This is a genomic window from Novosphingobium sp. (genome assembly GCF_019748365.1).
Classification (GTDB): domain Bacteria; phylum Pseudomonadota; class Alphaproteobacteria; order Sphingomonadales; family Sphingomonadaceae; genus Novosphingobium.
Genome location: NZ_JAIEPN010000021.1, coordinates 1 through 17341 on the forward strand (window position 1 = coordinate 1; position 17341 = coordinate 17341).

Consider the following 17341-nt stretch of genomic DNA (forward strand, 5'->3'; position numbering starts at 1 on the left):
CCGATATTGCCCGCGCCGATGAGGCCGAGCGTCTTGCCGGTGACTTCGACGCCCATGAAGCCGTTCTTCGGCCAGAGGCCCTGCTGGGTCTGCGCGTTCGCTTCCGGGATCTGGCGCGCGAGCGCAAACATGAGGGCGATGGCGTGTTCGGCGGTGGTGATCGAGTTGCCGAACGGGGTGTTCATCACCACCACGCCCCTGGTCGAGGCATAGGGGATATCGACATTGTCGACGCCGATACCGGCGCGGCCGATCACCTTGAGGTTGGTGGCGGCATCGAGGATCGCCTTGGTGACCTTGGTCGAGGAGCGGATGGCGAGGCCATCATACTCGCCGATGCGGGCGATCAGCTGTTCCGGGGTTTCGCCGGTGATGACATCGACCTGGCAGCCCTTTTCTTCGAAAATGCGGGCGGCGTTGGGGTCCATCTTGTCGGAAATGAGAACGCGGGGCTTGGTCATGATTGTCTCCCTCTCCCCTTCAGGGGAGAGGGCCGGGGAGAGGGGAATGGGTCTCGTCCGGCCCTGTGGTTGGAAATGTTTGGAAAGGTTGCGTTAGTGCCCCTCTCCCAACCCTCTCCCCTCAAGGGGAGAGGGCTATTGGGGGTCAGGCAGTCGCGTGAACTTCGGCCCAGGCCCAATCGAGCCAGGGGCCGAGATCGGCGATATCCGCGGCATCTACGGTGGCGCCGCACCAGATGCGCAGGCCCGGAGGCGCGTCGCGGTAGCCCGCCACGTCATACGCCGCGCCCGCCTTCTCGAGGAGGCCGGCAAACGCCTTGATCAGAGCCTCGTCCGCGCCTTCGACGGTGAGGCACACCGACGTCATCGAGCGCGAGGCGGGATCGGCGGCGAGGTGGCCGAGCCAGTCGCGCTCCTGCACCAGCTTGTCGAGCGCGGCGGCATTGGCAGCGCAGCGCGCCTTGAGGCCTTCGAGGCCGCCGACCGACTTGGCCCATTCGAGCGCGAAGATCGCGTCTTCGACCGCGAGCATCGAGGGGGTGTTGATCGTCTCGCCCTTGAACACGCCCTCGGTGAGCTTGCCCTTGGAAACGAGGCGGAACACCTTGGGGAGCGGCCAGGCCGGGGTGTAGGTTTCGAGGCGCTCGACGGCGCGGGGGCCGAGGATGAGGACGCCGTGGCCGCCTTCGCCGCCCAGCACTTTCTGCCAAGAGAAGGTGGCGACATCGATCTTGTCCCACGGAATGTCGTAGGCAAAGACCGCGCTGGTGGCGTCGGCAAAGGTCAGGCCCTCGCGGGTCTCGGGGATCCAGTCACCGTTGGGGACGCGGACGCCCGAGGTGGTGCCGTTCCAGGTGAACAGCACGTCGGTCGAGAAGTCGATGGCGGCAAGATCGGGAAGCTGGCCGTAGTCGGCGCGCACGATTGTCGGATCGAGCTTGAGTTGCTTGGCGGCGTCGGTCACCCAGCCCTCACCGAAGCTTTCCCAGGCCAGCGTAGTCACGCCGCGGGCGCCCAGCATCGTCCACATCGCCATTTCGAAAGCGCCGGTGTCCGAACCCGGCACAATGCCGATGCGGTGCGTATCGGGCAGGCCCAGCACTTCGCGCATCAGATCGATACAGAGCTGGAGGCGCGCCTTGCCGATCTTCGAGCGATGCGAACGCCCGAGCACTTCGGTCATGAGTTTGGCGGGATCGTATCCGGGCGGCTTGGCGCAGGGGCCGGACGAGAAGTGAGGGCGCGCGGGTTTGCGCGCCGGCATCGAAGCAGTCATGTAGTCTCTCCTTGCAGAGAGCACGCGCGGCGTTGGGACCGCGTGGCCCGGCGCCGTGCATAGTGCCAAGGGCCGCCCTGTCAACCTGCGTTAGGGGCAGAGCTCTCCTTAAGGTCTGCGCTAAGGCCAAATTAACCATGGTGGCGGCACACTCACCACATGGTGTTCAGCCGTTCCTTCGCCCGCTTCATGTTGCTGGCACTGACCGTGTCATCGATGCTGACGGGCTGCGTTAACGCGCCGGAGCCGGCCCCGCGGCCAGTGCGCACGGCGACCACGTGGAACCCGCCTGCGGCGCCGGAAAACCGCATGTGCCTTGCCAATCTCAGCCAGGCCTATGCGAACTTCACCCCGCTGGCCGACCAGTACTACGGCGCGGGATGCTCGGCGGTGGGCGCGGTGCGACTCGCCTCGCTGCGCAGCGATGGCGGGATGCTGCAGATCTCGAATCTTGGCCCGGTGACCTGCCCGCTGGCCAATACCCTTTCGGGCTGGGCGCGCTTCGGCGTGGACCGCGCCGCGCGGGCAATCCTTGGCAGTCCGCTGGTGCGGATTGAGACAATGGGCAGCTATGCCTGCCGCAACGTGGCGGGCACCAGTCGCCTTTCCGCCCATGCCAGCGCCAATGCCGTCGATGTCAGCGGCTTCGTGCTGGCGGACGGGCGGCGCATCACCGTTCTGCGCGATTGGGACAGCGAGAACCCGCAGATTCGCGCGTTCCTCGCCACGATCCGGAGCAGCGCCTGCAAGCGCTTCGGCACGGTACTCAGCCCGGAATACAACGCCGCGCACCGCGATCATTTCCATCTTGAGGTCGGCGGCGGCAGGCCGTTCTGCCAATGACCGCAGGCGCGGCACGTGGCTGCTAGAACCTGAACTCCTCTGCAATTAACATATCCTCACTTGCCCTTCTCAACCGAGTTTGTTGAGTAGCGTGCAGGGCTAGGTGGGACTGCCATGATTCGTTATGCTTTCGCATTCGCGATAGCGGGTGCTGCTGTCTGTTTGTCGTCTGCTAGAAGCCGTGGAGGGACGGCCTGATGCGCATGCGAGGTTCGCCGCGCCGTCCGCAAGGCTGGGTCGAATGGCCGACCTTGTTGCTTGCGGTCACGATCTATGGTGGCTGGTTCGCGCTGACATACTGGCATGCCGCCATCCCGGGCATTGTGCTGGTCCTCGCTGGTGGCTGGATCAGCGCCTGGCACAATTCGCTGCAGCATGAGACGATCCACGGCCACCCGACCCGCAGCCCGCTGGTCAACACGCTGATCGGCTGGCCGCCGATCAATTTCTGGCTGCCTTACGAAGTCTACTACCGCAGCCACGTGGCGCACCATGCGACGCGGAAGACAACCGATCCGTTTGACGATCCGGAATCGAAGTACGTCGCCCGCGAAGGCACCGTGTTGTGGTGGAGCGAGCGCGTGCAGCAGACGCTGGTCGGTCGGCTTGTTCTCGGTCCGCCAATCGTGGTGGCGCGCACTCTGGTGGAGGAACTGGCGCGGCTGCCTAAGGAACCAGCGCAGTTCCTGCGCGACTGGGTGCCCCATCTGGCGGGCGTTGCGGCGATTGGGCTGTGGCTGAACCGGTGCGGGCTCGATCTTGGCACGTATCTGCTCTGCTTCGTCTATCCCGGCACGTCGCTGTCGCTGCTGCGCAGCCATGCCGAGCACCGCTCCGATCCCGATCCGGCGCGCCGCGCTGCGACGGTGGAGCACGGCGGTATCTTCGCGCTGCTCTATCTCAACAACAACCTGCATGCCGCGCACCACGCCAAGCCGGACCTTGCCTGGTACCGCCTGCCGCGCTTCCACGCGGAGCGTCGGGACAAGGTGCCCCCGGGCCCGGTCTACCCCTCCTATCTGGCCCTGTTTCGTCGCTTTGCGCTGCGCCCGCATGACGAGTTGATCCATCCCGAGTACCGGCAGCCAACCGGAGGATGAGCGGCCTCGTCGCCTCGCTGGGCATGTACGATCACCCCGCCCAGCGTACCGCAAATGACAGGCTCTGGGCATGGATCGCTGCTCGCCTGCGCGCAGAGGGTGTGACCGATGTGCCGCCGAGCCTTGAGCGGGACCACACGCCAGACATGCTGTGGCCCGATCCGGCGCTGCTGTTTGGCCAAGCCTGCGGATATCCCCTAGCGCGCTTTCACAAGCAGCACCTGCGCGTGCTGGCGGTGCCGCGCTATGGCGCGCCGCATTGCGAGGGGACGCGCCATTGCAGCGTGATCGTTGCCCGCGCCGGAGATGCGCGCACGGCGCTGGAGGACTTTCGCGGCGCGGTGGCCGCAATCAACGAACCGGCCTCCAACACCGGCACAAACCTGCTGCGCCACACCATCGCCGAGCAGTGCGGACCCGGCCCGTTCTTCTCCGGTTTTGTCCGCACGGGCGGCCATGTGGCCAGCATGCGCGCGGTTGCGGCGGGCGAGGCGGCGCTGGCGGCGATTGACGCGGTGACCTTCGCCGCTGCCAAGGCGAGTTATCCCGGCCTTCCTGAAGCGCTGCGGGTGATCGCCGTCTCGCGCAAGGTTCCCGCCCTGCCCTTCGTGACCGCGCAGGCCATACCCGAACCCGTGGCGCAGCTGGTGCAGGAAGCGCTGCTCGCGGCAATGGCGACGCCCGAGCTGGAGGAAGCGCGCGCAGCCTTGTTGCTGCTCGGCGCGGAGGTGATCGCCGCCTCGGCCTATGACGAAGTGCTGGAACTGGAGCGCGAAGCCTATGCTGCTGGGATCATGAAACCCGATATAGGGACCAACACCTCATTTTGAGGCTCCAGCTGGCCCCCTCAGGCCGCGATATCCCCGGGACCGCTGGCCTCTATCCGCAGGCGCACCGCCTCGGCAGCATGGCGGGCGCCCAGTTTGCCCATCATCTTCATGCGGTGGATTTCGACCGTGCGCGGGCTGATTTCGAGGTCGCGCGCGATGGCCTTGTTGCTGAAGCCTTCCGCCAGCCGGTCTAGCACTTCGCGCTCACGCATCGAAAGGCGGCTGATGCGCTGGCGGGCTTCGGCGGCGCGGGCGCGTTGCTGGCGCTGGGCATCGGCCTGGCGGGCGCTACGAGCCACCGCTTCGTTGAGCGGTGCGATCTGATCGGGCATGGTGAGGTAATCCAGCGCGCCGGCCTTGATCGCGGCGACCACCGCATCGATCGTGGGTGCCTCCGCAATGGCGATGATCGGCAACCACTGCCCGGCGCGCATCATGGCACTGACGAGGCTGGTGATCCCTTCGCCCACCGGCTCATCCTGCGCGAGGACGAGACCGCCCGCCGGCGCATGGCCGAGCAGCTCATCCGCGTGGGCATAGATTTCCGCATGATGCCCGGCGGCAAATGCGAGACGAGCGAGCTGGGCCCGGCGGGCTGAGTCGCTATCGAGGACATGGAGGGTGACGCGTTCGATCATGGGTTAACCAAACCATGAACACGGCCCTGCACGCCAACGCGGTTAGTTTCGTTCTGAACCCACAAGCGCCGCTTTTCGGGCTAGATACGCGGATACCTTAGGGTTTTATGCTCCGGAATGGAGCAAATTGGCCCGCAATGGTGCTAAGTAACGCCCCTTCGGCGCACCCCGCAGCATGAACCTATATGGATAGGTATTTGCCCCTATGCGCCGGTGCGTTAACGAAACGGGACGCGGATCAGGTATCCCGTTCCTCGAAGCTGTAATCGGGCAGCGAGTAGAACGCCGAGCGCAGCGCCTCGCCCCAGCTTGAGGAAATCAGCTTGAAGAACGGATCTTCGGCCGTGATCCGCTTGTGGTGCAGCGGCTCGAACTTGTCGCGCTCGATCACCATGAGATCGAAGGGCAGGCCGACGGAGAGATTGGCGGCGAGCGTCGAATCGAACGAGACCATCAGCAGCTTGACCGCATCCTCGAAGCTCATCGCCTTGTCGTAGCCGCGCACGAGGATCGGGCGGCCATACTTGGTCTCACCGATCTGGAAGAAGGGCGTATCGAACGAGGCCTCGATGAAATTGCCTTCGGGGTAGATGAGGAAGAGACGCGGCTCCATGTCCTTGATCTGGCCGGCCACGATCATCGAAGCGGTGAAGCGCGGCCCTTCGCTCTGGCCGCCGGCGCCCTGCATGACCGAATCCTGCCGCCCCTCGATCACATCGCTGAGCAGGCGCCCGACGACCGTTGCGACCTGAAACATCGTCGGCGCATCGAGGATCGAGGGCCGCCGTTCGCCCGGCGCCTTGTTGCGCTCCTCAAGCTGGCTGATCACCGATTGCGTGGTGGCGAGGTTGCCCGCGGTCATGATCGAGATGATCCGCTCGCCCGGCACCGACCAGGTAAACATCTTCCGGAACACGGAAATATTGTCGACGCCCGAATTCGTCCGGGTATCGCTCATCAGCACGAGGCCCTTGTCGAGCACCATCCCCACGCAATAGGTCATCGGTCCTGCCCCCTTATCTGGACTCGCGTGCGGGTTCACTGTTCCACACGCTGCTGCGCAACGGCAAGCTTCACGTGGAGGGTTTCGTCGTAAGCGCCATATCGGATACCGGTTACCGGGGCGGCATCGCGATAATCTCTGCCTGTGGCAACGCGGACATAGTGGGGATCGGGGGAAATCCCGTTGGAAATGTCGAAACCGACCCAGCCGAGCCCTTCGACCAAGGCTTCGGCCCAGGCGTGGCCGGCATCCTGCTCGACGCGGTCCTTCATCATCAGATAGCCGCTGACATAGCGCGCGGGCACGCCGAGCGCGCGCGCCGCCGCGATGAACACGTGCGCATGATCCTGACACACGCCGTGCCCGGCGGCGAGCACGGCCTCGGCGCTGCTGGCCGTATCGGTATGGCCCGAGGCATATTCGACCGAACCGCGCACCAGGGCGGAAAGCGTGTGGAGCTTCTCCAGCGTATCCTGCTTGCCCGAAAGGCCGGCAATCAGCGCGCGCAGGCGCGGGCCGCCGCTGGTGAGCTCGGTCGGCTGGCGGAAGTGCCACAGCGGGAGATAGCCAGCGTGGTGACCGACAATGCCGGCCTTGTCGTTGGTATCGACCACGCCCTCGCAGCGGATCGTCACTTCGGTGACGCCCGGCTCGAACGCGATCAGCGTGACGTGATTGGCGTTCTCGTCGTCATACTCGACTTCCAGCCGCGCGCCTTCGAGCCCGATCTTCCACGAGACGATCGACTGGCCCGCACTGGTCTTGGGCGTGAGGCGCAGCCGCTGCAACCCGCGCGCAGCGGGGGCGGAAAACGTGTAGTGCGTGGTATGATCAACCCAGAGCCGCAAACGTCCAATTCCCTTAGTCGATGAAGCGCCTAGTCTATGAACCGGTAGTCGTACTGGATCTGGTTGGCGAGCCGCGTGTTACGGCTGATGAACTTCGCGATGTATTCGTGCAGGCCCTGCTCGAAGATCGCGTCGATCGTGATCGTGTGGAGATCGCAATCCGCCTCGCGCAGGATGGCGTGGGCGTCGGTCTCGCAGCCGTATTCGCGCGCGAGGTGTTCGAGGTTCGACCGCAGCTTGCCGTAGCAGAAGGCGAGGCTGCGCGGGAAACGGCTATCGAGGATGAGGAATTCGGCGATCCCGCGCGCTTCCATGCGGCCCGCGTTGAGCCAGCGGTAGGCGCGTTCGCCCGCAAGGCTGCGCAGCACGTTTTCCCACTGCACGTTATCAAGGCTGGAGCCGACATAGGAAATCGACGGCAGCAGCACGTAGTACTTCACATCGAGGATGCGCGCGGTGTTGTCCGCCCGCTCGATGAAGCTGCCGATGCGTGCGAAATTGTAGATCTCGTTGCGCAGCATGGTGCCTTCCATCGCGCCGCGCACCTGGGTCGACTGGCGGCGAAGGGTATCAAGCACATCGCCGAGCCGCGTTTCGGTGACCGGCCGGGCGAGCAGCTCGCGCATCTTGAGCCAGCTATCGTTGACCGATTCCCACACCTCGCGCGTGATCCCGGCGCGAACCATGCGCGCGTTCGTCCGCGCCAGTTCGCACATCGTGAGGACGTTGCCGGGATTGTCACGATCACGCAGGATGAAGTTGATCACGTTGGGGCCAGCATAGTCGGAGCCGAACTTGGCTTCGAAAAGCTGCCGCAGGCCGAGTGTGACGATGACCGAGCGCCACTCGTCACTGGCATCGCGCGCATCGCGGGTGAGCGCCATGCGGAAGCCGGCCTCGATCAGGCGCGCGGTGTTCTCCGCCCGCTCGAGATTGCGGAACAGCCAGAAAATGCCGTTGGCGCTTCTGCCTAACATGGGCAGGTCCTCGCCATAAAAATCCGTTCGTCCCGAGCGAAGTCGAGGCTACGCGCGTTCCGGTTCTCGGCTACGCTCGAACCGGCCCCTCGACTTCGCTCGGGGCGAACGGGGAGGAGAAGCGCAGGCTTAGTCATCCAGCACCCAGCTATCCTTGGTGCCCCCGCCCTGCGACGAGTTCACCACGAGCGAGCCCTTCTTGAGTGCAACGCGGGTGAGCCCACCGGGGGTAATGTCGATCCCGGCGGGGGAGACGAGCACGAAGGGCCTGAGGTCCACATGGCGCGGGGTGAGCCCGGCGCGGCTGAGGATCGGCACGGTGGACAGCGAAAGCGTGGGCTGCGCGATGTAGTTGTGCGGGCGCGCGGCGAGCTTGGCGGCGAAGGCGGCGATTTCCTTCTTCGACGAGGTCGGCCCGATGAGCATGCCGTAGCCGCCCGAGCCGTGGACTTCCTTCACCACCAGCTCGGAGAGGTGTTCAAGCACGTACTTGAGCGCATCCGGTTCCGAGCAGCGCCAGGTGGGGACGTTGGGCAGGATCGGCTTTTCGCCGGTGTAGAACTCGACGATTTCGGGCATGAACGAATAGATCGCCTTGTCATCGGCAATGCCCGTGCCCGGAGCGTTGGCGATGGTGATGCCGCCCGCGCGGTAAACGTCCATGATGCCCGAGACGCCGAGCTGGCTTTCAGGCTTGAAGGTCAGCGGATCGAGATAGTCATCGTCAACCCGGCGATAGAGCACGTCGATCGGCTGGTAGCCCTGCGTGGTGCGCATGGCGATGCGGCCGTTCTCGATGCGCAAGTCGCTGCCCTCGACCAGTTCGGCGCCCATCTGGTCCGCCAGGAACGCGTGCTCGAAATAGGCCGAGTTGTAGATGCCCGGCGTGAGCACCGCGACGACAGGCTGGTGCCCCTTGGCGGCGGGCGGCAGGCAAGCGGCAAGGCTGCGCGCAAGGCGGCGGGGATAGTCCGAAACCTCGCGCACGCGGACCCGCGTGAACAGCTCCGGGAACATTGCCATCATCGTTTCGCGGTTCTCCAGCATGTAGGAGACGCCGGAGGGGGTACGCGCGTTGTCTTCGAGCACCATGAACTCGTCCTCGCCAGTGCGGACGAGATCGATGCCGACGATATGGGTGTAGACCCCGCCCGGCGGCGTGAAGCCGACCATCTGCGGCAGGAAAGCGGGGTTCTTTTCCAGCAGGCGCGCGGGCAGGCGGCCCGAGCGGACGATTTCCTGGCGGTGATACAGATCATGGAGGAACGCATTGAGCGCGCGCACCCGCTGCTCGATCCCGCGGGAAAGGCGGCGCCACTGATGCGCGGCGATGATACGCGGCACCATGTCGAACGGGATCAGCCGCTCTTCGGCATCCTCGTTGCCATAGACGTTGAAGGTGATTCCGGTGCGGCGGAAGAAAGCCTCGGCCTCGGTCGCCTTGCGGCGCAGAAGATCGGCGGGCTGCTCCGCGTACCACTGTTCATAGCCGCGATAGGCCGCGCGCACCGAGCCATCGGCGGCAAACATCTCATCATACGATGAGGGCGAGGCTGCTTTCATGCGATCATCCCGATGCGCATGAAGCTTGCACAGCGCGCGGAGTTTGCCAAGCGCCATGCTGCATGTGCGAGACATAATTGTAATCGAATTGCGCGGCGAAGTGTTTCGCCGCTTCGCGCTTGCCTTGGGCAGGCCAAGGTGACACGTTTAATCGCACGGCTAATTTCCGGGAGAGAGCAAGCCATGGGCGAGATCCATCACCGCACCTGCCATATCTGCGAAGCCAATTGCGGCGTGCTCGTGGAGGTTGAAGGGCGCCGCGTCCTCTCGATCAAGGGCGATCCGGACAATCCGCTTTCGCGCGGGCACATCTGCCCCAAGGCGACTGCGCTGGAAGACCTGCAGAACGATCCCGACCGCCTGCGGAGGCCCCAGAAGCGCGTGGGTGAGGACTGGCACGACATCAGCTGGGAACAGGCCTTCCGCGAGATCGGCGAGAAGACGCGCGCCATCCTCGCGCGCGATCCGGCCAGCACCGCGACCTATATCGGCAATCCCAATGCGCACTCCTATGGCAATGCGCTCAACGCGCACCACCTGACCAAGGCGCTGGGGACGAAGAACCAGTTTTCGGCGAGCACGGTGGACCAGATGCCACATCAGGTGGCGAACCTGCTGCTATATGGCCACGCCAGCATGTTCGGCATTCCGGATATCGACCGCACCGAAACGCTGATCGTGATCGGCGGTAATCCGATGGCGTCGAACGGATCGGTCTGGACCGTGCCCGATTTCCGCAATCGGGTGCGCGCACTGAAGGCCCGCGGCGGACAGCTGGTGGTGATCGATCCGCGCCGCACGGAGACCGCCAAGATCGCCGACCGGCATCTGTTTGTGAAGCCTGCGAGCGACGTGTTCCTGCTGGTGGCGCTGCTCAAGGCGGTGATGGCGCGGCGGCCGTTCCAGCCGGTGCAGGACTTCGTGACCGGGCTGGATGAAGTGGCCGCGCTGCTCGCCCGGTTTGATGATGCGGCGTGCCTTGCGGCTTCGGGTGTCTCGGCAGACGACGTTGCATGGATGGCTGAGCGGCTGACTGCGGGTCCGGCCGCGCTCTATGGCCGGCTTGGTATCGCCACGCAGCGGCACGGCACCTTGAACGCATGGCTGATCGCCCTGATCAACATCGCCGCCGGGCAGCTCGACCGCGAAGGCGGCACCGTGTTCCCGATCCCCGCGCTGGACACCATTTCCATGCTGCCGCGCGGCTCGCTCGGCAAGTTCACCTCGCGCGTATCAGGCCACAAGTCGGTGCTGGGCGAATTTCCCGCCGCCGCGCTGGCCGAAGAGATCGAGACCGAGGGGCCGGGCCAGATCAAGGCGCTGTTCGTGGTGGCGGGCAATCCGGTGCTTTCGACGCCCAACGGCCCCCGGCTCGACAAGGCGCTGGCGGGCCTGGACCTGATGGTCTCGGTCGACATGTACCGCAACGCCACCAGCCGCCGCGCGCACTATATCTTGCCGCCGACGGGGCCGCTGGAACGCGATCACTACGGCCTGTTCCTGCTGCCGATGGCGGTGCGCAATATCGCCGCCTATTCCAAGCCCACGCTGGAACGCGAGGACCCGGCAGCGCTCCACGATTGGGAAATCCTGCGCGGCCTTGCCCAGGCCATCAGCGGCCAGCCGGTGCAGGAGCCGACCCCGCGCGAGGCACTGGATCACCTGCTCAAGACCGGCCCCTACAAGGTCTCGCTCGCCGAAGTGGAGGCCGCGCCTTCGGGCCTCGATTTCGGGGCGCCGAAGACGGGGGTCCTACCGGAACGGCTGCGCAGCGACGATCAGACGGTGGCCTGCGCTGTGCCCGCCTTCATGGAAGCCCTCGCCGCGCTGGACGTGGAGGTGCCCGAAAGCGGCAAGCTGACCCTGATCGGGCGGCGGCACCTGCGGACCAACAATTCGTGGCTCGCCAACAGCCACCGCCTGACCAAGGGGCCGAACCGCTGCACCCTGATGATCCACCCGCAGGATGCCGCGCCGCTCGGGCTGGCCGATGGCGACCTGGCCACCGTTCGCTCCTCCTCGGGCGAAGTGACCATCCCCGCCGAGGTGACGGACGACATGATGCCGGGCACCGTTTCCATCCCCCACGGCTGGGGGCACGATCTGCCCGGCATGGCGATGCAGGTCGCGCGGGCTCGCGCCGGGGTGAGCGCCAACGCGCTGACGGAATCGGGGGCGCTCGATCCGCTTTCAGGGAACGCCGCGCTTTCGGGGGTGCAGGTGGAAGTCGCCAAGGCGGAGTTGGAAGCGGCGTAGGAAACGGCGGTTCCCATCAGGTGTTCGTGGTCAGCGAAGTCGAGACACCCCGCGTTTGGTGGCTCGACTTTGCTCGACACGAACGGTGGGGGGAGGAGTTCCCCCGCCTCAGCCCTCTTCCTTGCCCGTGCACGCGCCATTGTGCTTGGAGCTGACTTCCATCTGCATCGACATCGCCTTGCCCTGCGGCCCGGCGCCATTGATCGACATCGTCATCTGATAGGACTCGGCGGTGTAGTTGCCCTGCATCGTCATCGTCTGCGCGCCCTGTTCGGCCTTGCAGGTCATCTTGGCGTCGATCTTGCCGCCGCCCATCGCAAAATTATCGTACTTGCAGCGCGCATCGGCCTGGCCGAAGAACTTGGCGTCCGGCTTCTCTGCCTCTTCCTTGGAGAGGCAGGTGGCGAAAGTGCGGTCCTTGCCGAGGATCTTCGACATCATCTCCTTCGCCTCGGGCGGCATTCCTTCCATCTCGAGCTTGACGAACTTCATCGTCGATTCCCACCGCCCGGGATTGAACTTGAGTCCGGCCTCGGAAACCTTCTTGGCCACGTCCGAGACGCTTTCGTTGGTCGCGGTCACGGTCTTGCCGCTGCCGCACCCGGCCAGCGCCAGCACAGTCGAAAGAGCCACGAGGGGCAGAAGGGGCAGGCGCATGGGTTGAGGTCCTCTCACTGGTTTCGGGACAGGGCTAACACCCCATCGGCGGATTTCCAATGATGCGCGTCACAGGCCTAGAGCCTGTCCTGATGAGGTGGAGGCATCGTCATCGCGTCAGGAAGCTTCTCGGCAAGGAGCGCCGCGCAGTGCGGGCTGGTAGCCCGTGCCAGCGGCGCGACGCTGTCCGAGAGGCTTCCTGACGCGACCCCGAAGGGGCGGGCCGCTTTTGGCCCATCGCAGCGTTGATCGTCGGTCACTATGCGTCAAGCATAGCTCCCTCCTCTCGCCTCGCGCTGGGCCAAAACCGGCTCCGTGCCGATGCCTCCACCTCATCAGGACAGGCTCTAGAACCCGTAGAGCAGGGTAAGCCGGCTGGTGGTGTCCGTCAGAGTGCGCGCGACGCCGGAGCCGGATTCATGCTGCAGCGTGTAGGAAAGCCGGGCCTTGAGTTTGCTGCTGAGACGCGAATCCAGCGCGGCCAGTGTGTAGTAGGTCCGGCGGACCGCATCGAAATAGGTGCTGACTTCCTGGCTGTAGTTCAGCGTGGGGGTGAGCCTGACCTTGAGATCGGCCAGCGCGACTGCCGATAGCGTCTGCTCCCGCGGTCCCTCCACCGGCTGCGTCACGCGCATGGCGGGGCCGGCCTTGATGCTCAGCTTGCGGTCGTCGCCCTCGAGCAGATTGTACCCGAGCCCGGCCGACAGGCTGTACCGGTCCGTGAAGCCCTGGAAGCGATCACGCTCATACTGGCCGAGTCCGAAGACATAGCCGTGGTTATCGAACTTGTAATTGGGCTCCAGCGTCAGCCTGATCTGGTTTCGGGCAACCGCGTCGGAGTTCTTCTGATAGTCGATCCGGCCCGAGGTGGCGACGCGCCAGCGCCCCCGCTCAGCGATCACGGTGAGGCGCCCGACAAAGCCTGAACCCGGCGCGCTGCCGGTGCTGACGAAGGCGCCCAGCTCCCCCTCGCCGCTCCATTTCGTGGGCACATCGAGCAAGGCCAGCTGCAATGCTTCGGAGTGCTGCGCCGGCAGCTCGACCTTGATGTCCCGTTTCGCCAGCGGGGCGGGCTCGGCCAGCCACACTGCGAGGCTGCGACGTGCGGCCCACGCCGAGAGGGCGGCCTGCGCTTGCGGGTTCGCCTGCTGCAGATATTGCACGAGGGCATCGAGCGCGCGCTGATCGTGCGTCGCCTCGACTGCCGCCAGCACATCCATCATGGCGGAGGGCAAGGGCCCCGCTTCGGCAACTGGCCCCGCATCCTGCGCCATCGCCGCTGCCGGGGGTAACAGGACGGCAAGGGCCGCGACCGCGATGATGTGCCGAGAAACCCGCAGTTCCCTGATCCTTCACAGGCCGCAAGGAGGCTTGCGGTAATCACGCTACCAAGGCCCATGTTACACCAAACCCCGCCCCATGCCTATCCGTCGCGGCAGGGGACCGCCGGCCATGACAACGTATTCAGGGCCGGTTCCGGGGGCGAGAAAAGGTACAACGGGCAACGCCTGCGGATTGCATGTGCGCGGTTTGTTCCCCATACTCGCACCATGGCTGAACTCGTGATCCGCAGGGGCTTGGAAGAGCCCGATACGTCCGCAAACTTCGTGCCGCACAAGCCGGCGCGGCCCGAGAAATCGGAGGGCGGGAAGCCGTTCAAGGTCGTCTCCGAATACCAGCCGGCGGGCGACCAGCCGACCGCGATCGCCGATCTCGTCGCCGCGGCGAAGGACGGTGAGGTGACGCAGGTGCTGCTGGGCGTGACAGGCTCGGGCAAGACCTTCACGATGGCCAAGGTGATCGAGGAACTGCAGCGCCCCGCGCTGATCCTTGCGCCCAACAAGATCCTTGCGGCGCAGCTTTATGGCGAGATGAAGAGCTTCTTCCCGGAGAACGCGGTCGAGTATTTCGTCTCCTACTACGACTACTACCAGCCCGAGGCCTATGTGCCCCGGTCGGACACCTACATCGAGAAGGAAAGCTCGGTAAACGAGGCGATCGACCGGATGCGCCATTCGGCCACGCGCGCGCTGCTGGAGCGGGACGACGTGATCATCGTCGCCTCGGTCTCGTGCCTCTACGGTATCGGCTCGGTCGAGACCTATTCGGCGATGATTTTCGATCTGAAGGTTGGCGAGACCGTCGACAGCGGGGAGATCATCCGCAAGCTGGTGGCCTTGCAATACAAGCGCAACGACGCCGCCTTCCAGCGCGGCAATTTCCGCGTGCGGGGCGACAATCTGGAGATCTACCCCTCGCACTATGAGGACATGGCCTGGCGCGTCTCGTTCTTCGGCGACGAGATCGAGGCGATCAGCGAGTTCGATCCGCTGACCGGCAAGGCGGGGACAAAGCTTTCCAAGGTCCGCGTCTACGCCAATTCGCACTATGTGACGCCGGGGCCGACGATGAAGCAGGCGGCGGACGCGATCCGCTTTGAACTCACCGAGCGGCTCAAGGAACTGGAAGCGGAAGGCAAGCTGCTGGAGGCGCAGCGGCTGGAGCAGCGCACCAATTTCGATCTGGAGATGATCCACGCCACCGGCAGCTGCGCAGGCATCGAGAACTATTCGCGCTTTCTGACCGGACGTCTGCCGGGCGAGCCGCCGCCGACCCTGTTCGAATACCTGCCGGACAATGCGCTGCTGTTCGTGGATGAAAGCCACCAGACCGTGCCGCAGATCGGCGCGATGTCCAAAGGCGACCACCGCCGCAAGATCACCTTGGCGGAATATGGCTTCCGCCTGCCGAGCTGCATCGACAACCGCCCGCTGCGCTTCAACGAATGGGACGCGATGCGCCCGCAGACCGTGGCGGTTTCGGCGACGCCGGGGCACTGGGAGATGGAGCAATCGGGCGGCGTGTTTGCCGAACAGGTGATCCGCCCCACCGGTCTGATCGATCCGCCGGTGGAGATCCGCCCGGTCGAGGATCAGGTGCAGGACTGCATCAACGAGTGCCGCAAGACCGCCGAGAACGGCTACCGCACGCTGGTGACGACGCTGACCAAGCGCATGGCCGAGGACCTCACCGAATTCATGCACGAGGCGGGCCTGCGCGTTCGCTACATGCATTCCGACGTCGAGACGCTCGAGCGCATCGAGCTGATCCGCGATCTGCGGCTGGGCGTCTATGACGTGCTCGTCGGCATCAACCTGCTGCGCGAGGGGCTCGATATTCCCGAGTGCGGGCTGGTATGCATTCTCGATGCGGACAAGGAAGGCTTCCTGCGCAGCGAAACCTCGCTGATCCAGACGATCGGCCGCGCCGCGCGCAATGTCGATGGCCGGGTGATCCTCTATGCCGACCGCATGACCGGCAGCATGGAACGCGCGATTGCCGAGACCGACCGGCGGCGCGAAAAGCAGCGGGCCTACAACGAACTCCACGGCATCACCCCCGAATCGATCAAGCGCGACATCCACGACATCGTGGCCGACACCGCGAGCCGCGACGGCGTGCTGGTTGAGATCGAGACGGAAGGCGGGGCCAACAACCTCGTCGGCCACAACCTGCGCGCCTATATCGAGGAGCTGGAACGCAAGATGCGGGCGGCCGCCGCCGATCTGGAGTTCGAAACGGCAGGCCGCCTGCGCGACGAAATCCGCGCGCTGGAAGCGACCGAGCTGGGCCTGCCCGATGCTGACAAGAAGGCGCCGATTGTGGGGCGCAGCAACGAGGGCAAGCCGGGGACAAGGAAGACGCGGTTCGGGAAGACGCAGCGGAAGTGGGGGAAGTGAACCCCGCACCGCACGCGCACATCTTTCCACCGCACTGCGCGTTTCACTATCTTGCGCCGGGATTGAATTTCGGCTGGTTGTTTCCGAACTCTTTGATGCGGCGCTGATGGGCCGCAAAAGGAACGGGCTTTGATTTCACGCGTCGCGCCTCCCCTGCTGGTTCTGCTGCTGGCCGCTTGCTCCTCGTCTTCGGCATCGACGACAGCCGGCAAGGATGTGCCGCTAGATGCCGTGCGCGTTGCCATGCCGGCTAGCAGCGGCGGCGCGGGCGTGACGGAGCGGCCCAAGGACGTGAAGGGCAGCTGGGTCGCGACGCCGGATGGCAGCGGCGCGCGCTATGGCTATGCGGGCGAGACGGCGCTGCTCAGCCTGGAATGCCACAGCGGATCGCTGGTGGTGACGCGCAATGTCGCCGCGCCGATCGGGGCCTCGGCGCTCTTCGCCTTGCAGGGCAGCGGCTATATCCTGCGCCTGCCGGTGGACGCGACGGCGCTACCAGGCCAGAGCGGCTATGTGTGGCGCGGCGCGATTGCTGCCGGCGACTTGCGGCTCAAGCTGTTCAAGGCGAGGTTTGCGGGCACGCTGCCCGGCGGCGGGCATATCGAGGTGCCCGCGAGCGAGGTGCCCGGCAGCCTGATCAAGCGCTGCGCCCCGGAACGCTAGAGCTTTCCAAACTTCGCCTCGTAGGCTGCGGTATCCCCGCTCGACAGCAGCCTGGCCTGCTCGATCCAGTTGTCCCGCGTCGCGCGGCCCGCAAAGGCGCCCAGTTGCGCATCGATCCGCGCCACATCGGCTTCCGTCCACGCCGCGATCTCGGCATAGCGGGTGACGCCGAGTGCCCTGAGCGCCGTGCTGATCTTGGGACCAAGGCCCTTGATGCGGGTGAGGTCATCGCCTTCATCCGCCGCGACGGGCGGTGCTTCCGCCAGCACCGGCGGCGGTTCGATAGCGGCGGCGGGCGGCGCATTGATCAGCGCCGAATTGCGCGCGGCGGGCGCGGCACCTTCGGAGAGGACATCGCGATACTCGCGCTTTTCCGGCAGCGCCTTGCCCCGGCGCAGCAGGAACACCAGCGCCAGCACGAGCAGCACGGCAACTGCGCCAACCAGCACCGCGTTTGCCTGAATCCATTCCATCATCGATCACCCC

The 17341-nt window shown here is 65.3% G+C and carries 16 protein-coding genes; 6 read left to right on the plus strand and 10 right to left on the minus strand.

Annotation, left to right across the window (positions count from 1 at the left end; genetic code table 11):
• Together K5Q19_RS03105 and K5Q19_RS03110 are read right to left on the minus strand one after the other, a co-directional pair.
• Positions 1 to 461, minus strand: a 461-nt coding sequence (locus K5Q19_RS03105) for an NAD(P)-dependent oxidoreductase (RefSeq protein WP_292941063.1), incomplete at its 3' end; no start/stop codon positions are given.
• A 145-nt stretch (positions 462 to 606) separates the two neighbouring features.
• Positions 607 to 1737 (minus strand): phosphoserine transaminase, encoded by a 1131-nt coding sequence (locus K5Q19_RS03110; protein WP_292941065.1) that lies wholly within the window; start codon positions 1735 to 1737, stop codon positions 607 to 609.
• Positions 1738 to 1896: 159 nt separating this feature from the next.
• On the opposite strand from K5Q19_RS03110, the gene K5Q19_RS03115 reads away from it, so the two are divergent.
• The 3 genes from K5Q19_RS03115 (at position 1897) to K5Q19_RS03125 (ending at position 4510) form a co-directional block, all read left to right on the plus strand.
• Positions 1897 to 2580 carry an extensin family protein gene (locus tag K5Q19_RS03115; RefSeq protein WP_292941067.1) on the plus strand — a complete coding sequence of 228 codons (684 nt, stop codon included), beginning with the start codon at positions 1897 to 1899 and terminating at the stop codon, positions 2578 to 2580.
• Between the two features lie 197 nt (positions 2581 to 2777).
• Entirely contained in the window at positions 2778 to 3680 is a 903-nt protein-coding gene (locus tag K5Q19_RS03120) for a fatty acid desaturase (RefSeq protein WP_292941069.1), read from the plus strand.
• Positions 3677 to 4510 carry a PhnD/SsuA/transferrin family substrate-binding protein gene (locus tag K5Q19_RS03125; RefSeq protein WP_292941071.1) on the plus strand — a complete coding sequence of 278 codons (834 nt, stop codon included), beginning with the start codon at positions 3677 to 3679 and terminating at the stop codon, positions 4508 to 4510. Before K5Q19_RS03120 ends, K5Q19_RS03125 begins: the two co-directional genes overlap by 4 nt.
• Before the next feature lie 17 nt (positions 4511 to 4527).
• Here K5Q19_RS03125 and K5Q19_RS03130 read toward each other — a convergent pair whose 3' ends face one another.
• The 5 genes from K5Q19_RS03130 to K5Q19_RS03150 all read right to left on the minus strand — a co-directional run bounded on the left by K5Q19_RS03130 (position 4528) and on the right by K5Q19_RS03150 (position 9539).
• Positions 4528 to 5148: a LuxR C-terminal-related transcriptional regulator gene (locus K5Q19_RS03130; protein ID WP_292941073.1), complete on the minus strand. Its 621-nt coding sequence runs from the start codon at positions 5146 to 5148 to the stop codon at positions 4528 to 4530.
• Positions 5149 to 5386: 238 nt separating this feature from the next.
• Entirely contained in the window at positions 5387 to 6151 is a 765-nt protein-coding gene (locus K5Q19_RS03135; RefSeq protein WP_292941075.1) for a proteasome-type protease, read from the minus strand.
• Between the two features lie 35 nt (positions 6152 to 6186).
• The gene (locus K5Q19_RS03140) at positions 6187 to 6999 is read right to left on the minus strand and encodes a transglutaminase family protein (protein WP_292941077.1); all 813 of its coding nucleotides are present in this window, start codon (positions 6997 to 6999) and stop codon (positions 6187 to 6189) included.
• Between the two features lie 29 nt (positions 7000 to 7028).
• Positions 7029 to 7976: an alpha-E domain-containing protein gene (locus K5Q19_RS03145; protein WP_292941079.1), complete on the minus strand. Its 948-nt coding sequence runs from the start codon at positions 7974 to 7976 to the stop codon at positions 7029 to 7031.
• A 129-nt stretch (positions 7977 to 8105) separates the two neighbouring features.
• On the minus strand, positions 8106 to 9539 hold the full coding sequence (locus K5Q19_RS03150; protein WP_292941081.1) for a circularly permuted type 2 ATP-grasp protein: 1434 nt from the start codon (positions 9537 to 9539) through the stop codon (positions 8106 to 8108).
• 183 nt (positions 9540 to 9722) lie between these two features.
• Here K5Q19_RS03150 and K5Q19_RS03155 point away from each other — a divergent pair, with 183 nt between their 5' ends.
• Complete coding sequence (locus tag K5Q19_RS03155) at positions 9723 to 11795, plus strand: molybdopterin oxidoreductase family protein (RefSeq protein WP_292941083.1); 2073 nt, start codon at positions 9723 to 9725, stop codon at positions 11793 to 11795.
• A gap of 108 nt (positions 11796 to 11903) precedes the next feature.
• On the opposite strand, the gene K5Q19_RS03160 is transcribed toward K5Q19_RS03155, so the two are convergent.
• Positions 11904 to 12452, minus strand: a complete 549-nt coding sequence (locus tag K5Q19_RS03160; RefSeq protein WP_292941085.1) for a DUF3617 domain-containing protein — start codon at positions 12450 to 12452, stop codon at positions 11904 to 11906.
• Positions 12453 to 12799: 347 nt separating this feature from the next.
• The gene (locus K5Q19_RS03165; RefSeq protein WP_292941087.1) at positions 12800 to 13726 is read right to left on the minus strand and encodes a DUF481 domain-containing protein; all 927 of its coding nucleotides are present in this window, start codon (positions 13724 to 13726) and stop codon (positions 12800 to 12802) included.
• Between the two features lie 276 nt (positions 13727 to 14002).
• Here K5Q19_RS03165 and uvrB point away from each other — a divergent pair, with 276 nt between their 5' ends.
• Both uvrB and K5Q19_RS03175 read left to right on the plus strand, forming a co-directional pair.
• The gene (gene uvrB, locus K5Q19_RS03170) at positions 14003 to 16192 is read left to right on the plus strand and encodes an excinuclease ABC subunit UvrB (protein WP_292941089.1); all 2190 of its coding nucleotides are present in this window, start codon (positions 14003 to 14005) and stop codon (positions 16190 to 16192) included.
• 129 nt (positions 16193 to 16321) lie between these two features.
• Positions 16322 to 16855: a hypothetical protein gene (locus tag K5Q19_RS03175; protein ID WP_292941091.1), complete on the plus strand. Its 534-nt coding sequence runs from the start codon at positions 16322 to 16324 to the stop codon at positions 16853 to 16855.
• Here the strand turns inward: K5Q19_RS03175 and K5Q19_RS03180 are convergent.
• The gene (locus K5Q19_RS03180) at positions 16852 to 17331 is read right to left on the minus strand and encodes a hypothetical protein (RefSeq protein WP_292941093.1); all 480 of its coding nucleotides are present in this window, start codon (positions 17329 to 17331) and stop codon (positions 16852 to 16854) included. The genes K5Q19_RS03175 and K5Q19_RS03180 overlap by 4 nt on opposite strands.
• Positions 17332 to 17341: the final 10 nt, after the last annotated feature.

What these genes read in the sequence shown, in the direction of transcription:
- K5Q19_RS03180 (WP_292941093.1), bottom strand. Translation starts at nt 17,331, where the DNA reads ATGATGGAATGGATTCAGGCAAACGCGGTGCTGGTTGGCGCAGTTGCC.
- K5Q19_RS03120 (WP_292941069.1), top strand. Translation starts at nt 2,778, where the DNA reads ATGCGCATGCGAGGTTCGCCGCGCCGTCCGCAAGGCTGGGTCGAATGG.
- K5Q19_RS03160 (WP_292941085.1), bottom strand. Translation starts at nt 12,452, where the DNA reads ATGCGCCTGCCCCTTCTGCCCCTCGTGGCTCTTTCGACTGTGCTGGCG.
- K5Q19_RS03130 (WP_292941073.1), bottom strand. Translation starts at nt 5,148, where the DNA reads ATGATCGAACGCGTCACCCTCCATGTCCTCGATAGCGACTCAGCCCGC.
- uvrB (WP_292941089.1), top strand. Translation starts at nt 14,003, where the DNA reads ATGGCTGAACTCGTGATCCGCAGGGGCTTGGAAGAGCCCGATACGTCC.
- K5Q19_RS03110 (WP_292941065.1), bottom strand. Translation starts at nt 1,737, where the DNA reads ATGACTGCTTCGATGCCGGCGCGCAAACCCGCGCGCCCTCACTTCTCG.
- K5Q19_RS03155 (WP_292941083.1), top strand. Translation starts at nt 9,723, where the DNA reads ATGGGCGAGATCCATCACCGCACCTGCCATATCTGCGAAGCCAATTGC.
- K5Q19_RS03115 (WP_292941067.1), top strand. Translation starts at nt 1,897, where the DNA reads ATGGTGTTCAGCCGTTCCTTCGCCCGCTTCATGTTGCTGGCACTGACC.
- K5Q19_RS03135 (WP_292941075.1), bottom strand. Translation starts at nt 6,151, where the DNA reads ATGACCTATTGCGTGGGGATGGTGCTCGACAAGGGCCTCGTGCTGATG.
- K5Q19_RS03165 (WP_292941087.1), bottom strand. Translation starts at nt 13,726, where the DNA reads ATGGCGCAGGATGCGGGGCCAGTTGCCGAAGCGGGGCCCTTGCCCTCC.
- K5Q19_RS03145 (WP_292941079.1), bottom strand. Translation starts at nt 7,976, where the DNA reads ATGTTAGGCAGAAGCGCCAACGGCATTTTCTGGCTGTTCCGCAATCTC.
- K5Q19_RS03150 (WP_292941081.1), bottom strand. Translation starts at nt 9,539, where the DNA reads ATGAAAGCAGCCTCGCCCTCATCGTATGATGAGATGTTTGCCGCCGAT.
- K5Q19_RS03125 (WP_292941071.1), top strand. Translation starts at nt 3,677, where the DNA reads ATGAGCGGCCTCGTCGCCTCGCTGGGCATGTACGATCACCCCGCCCAG.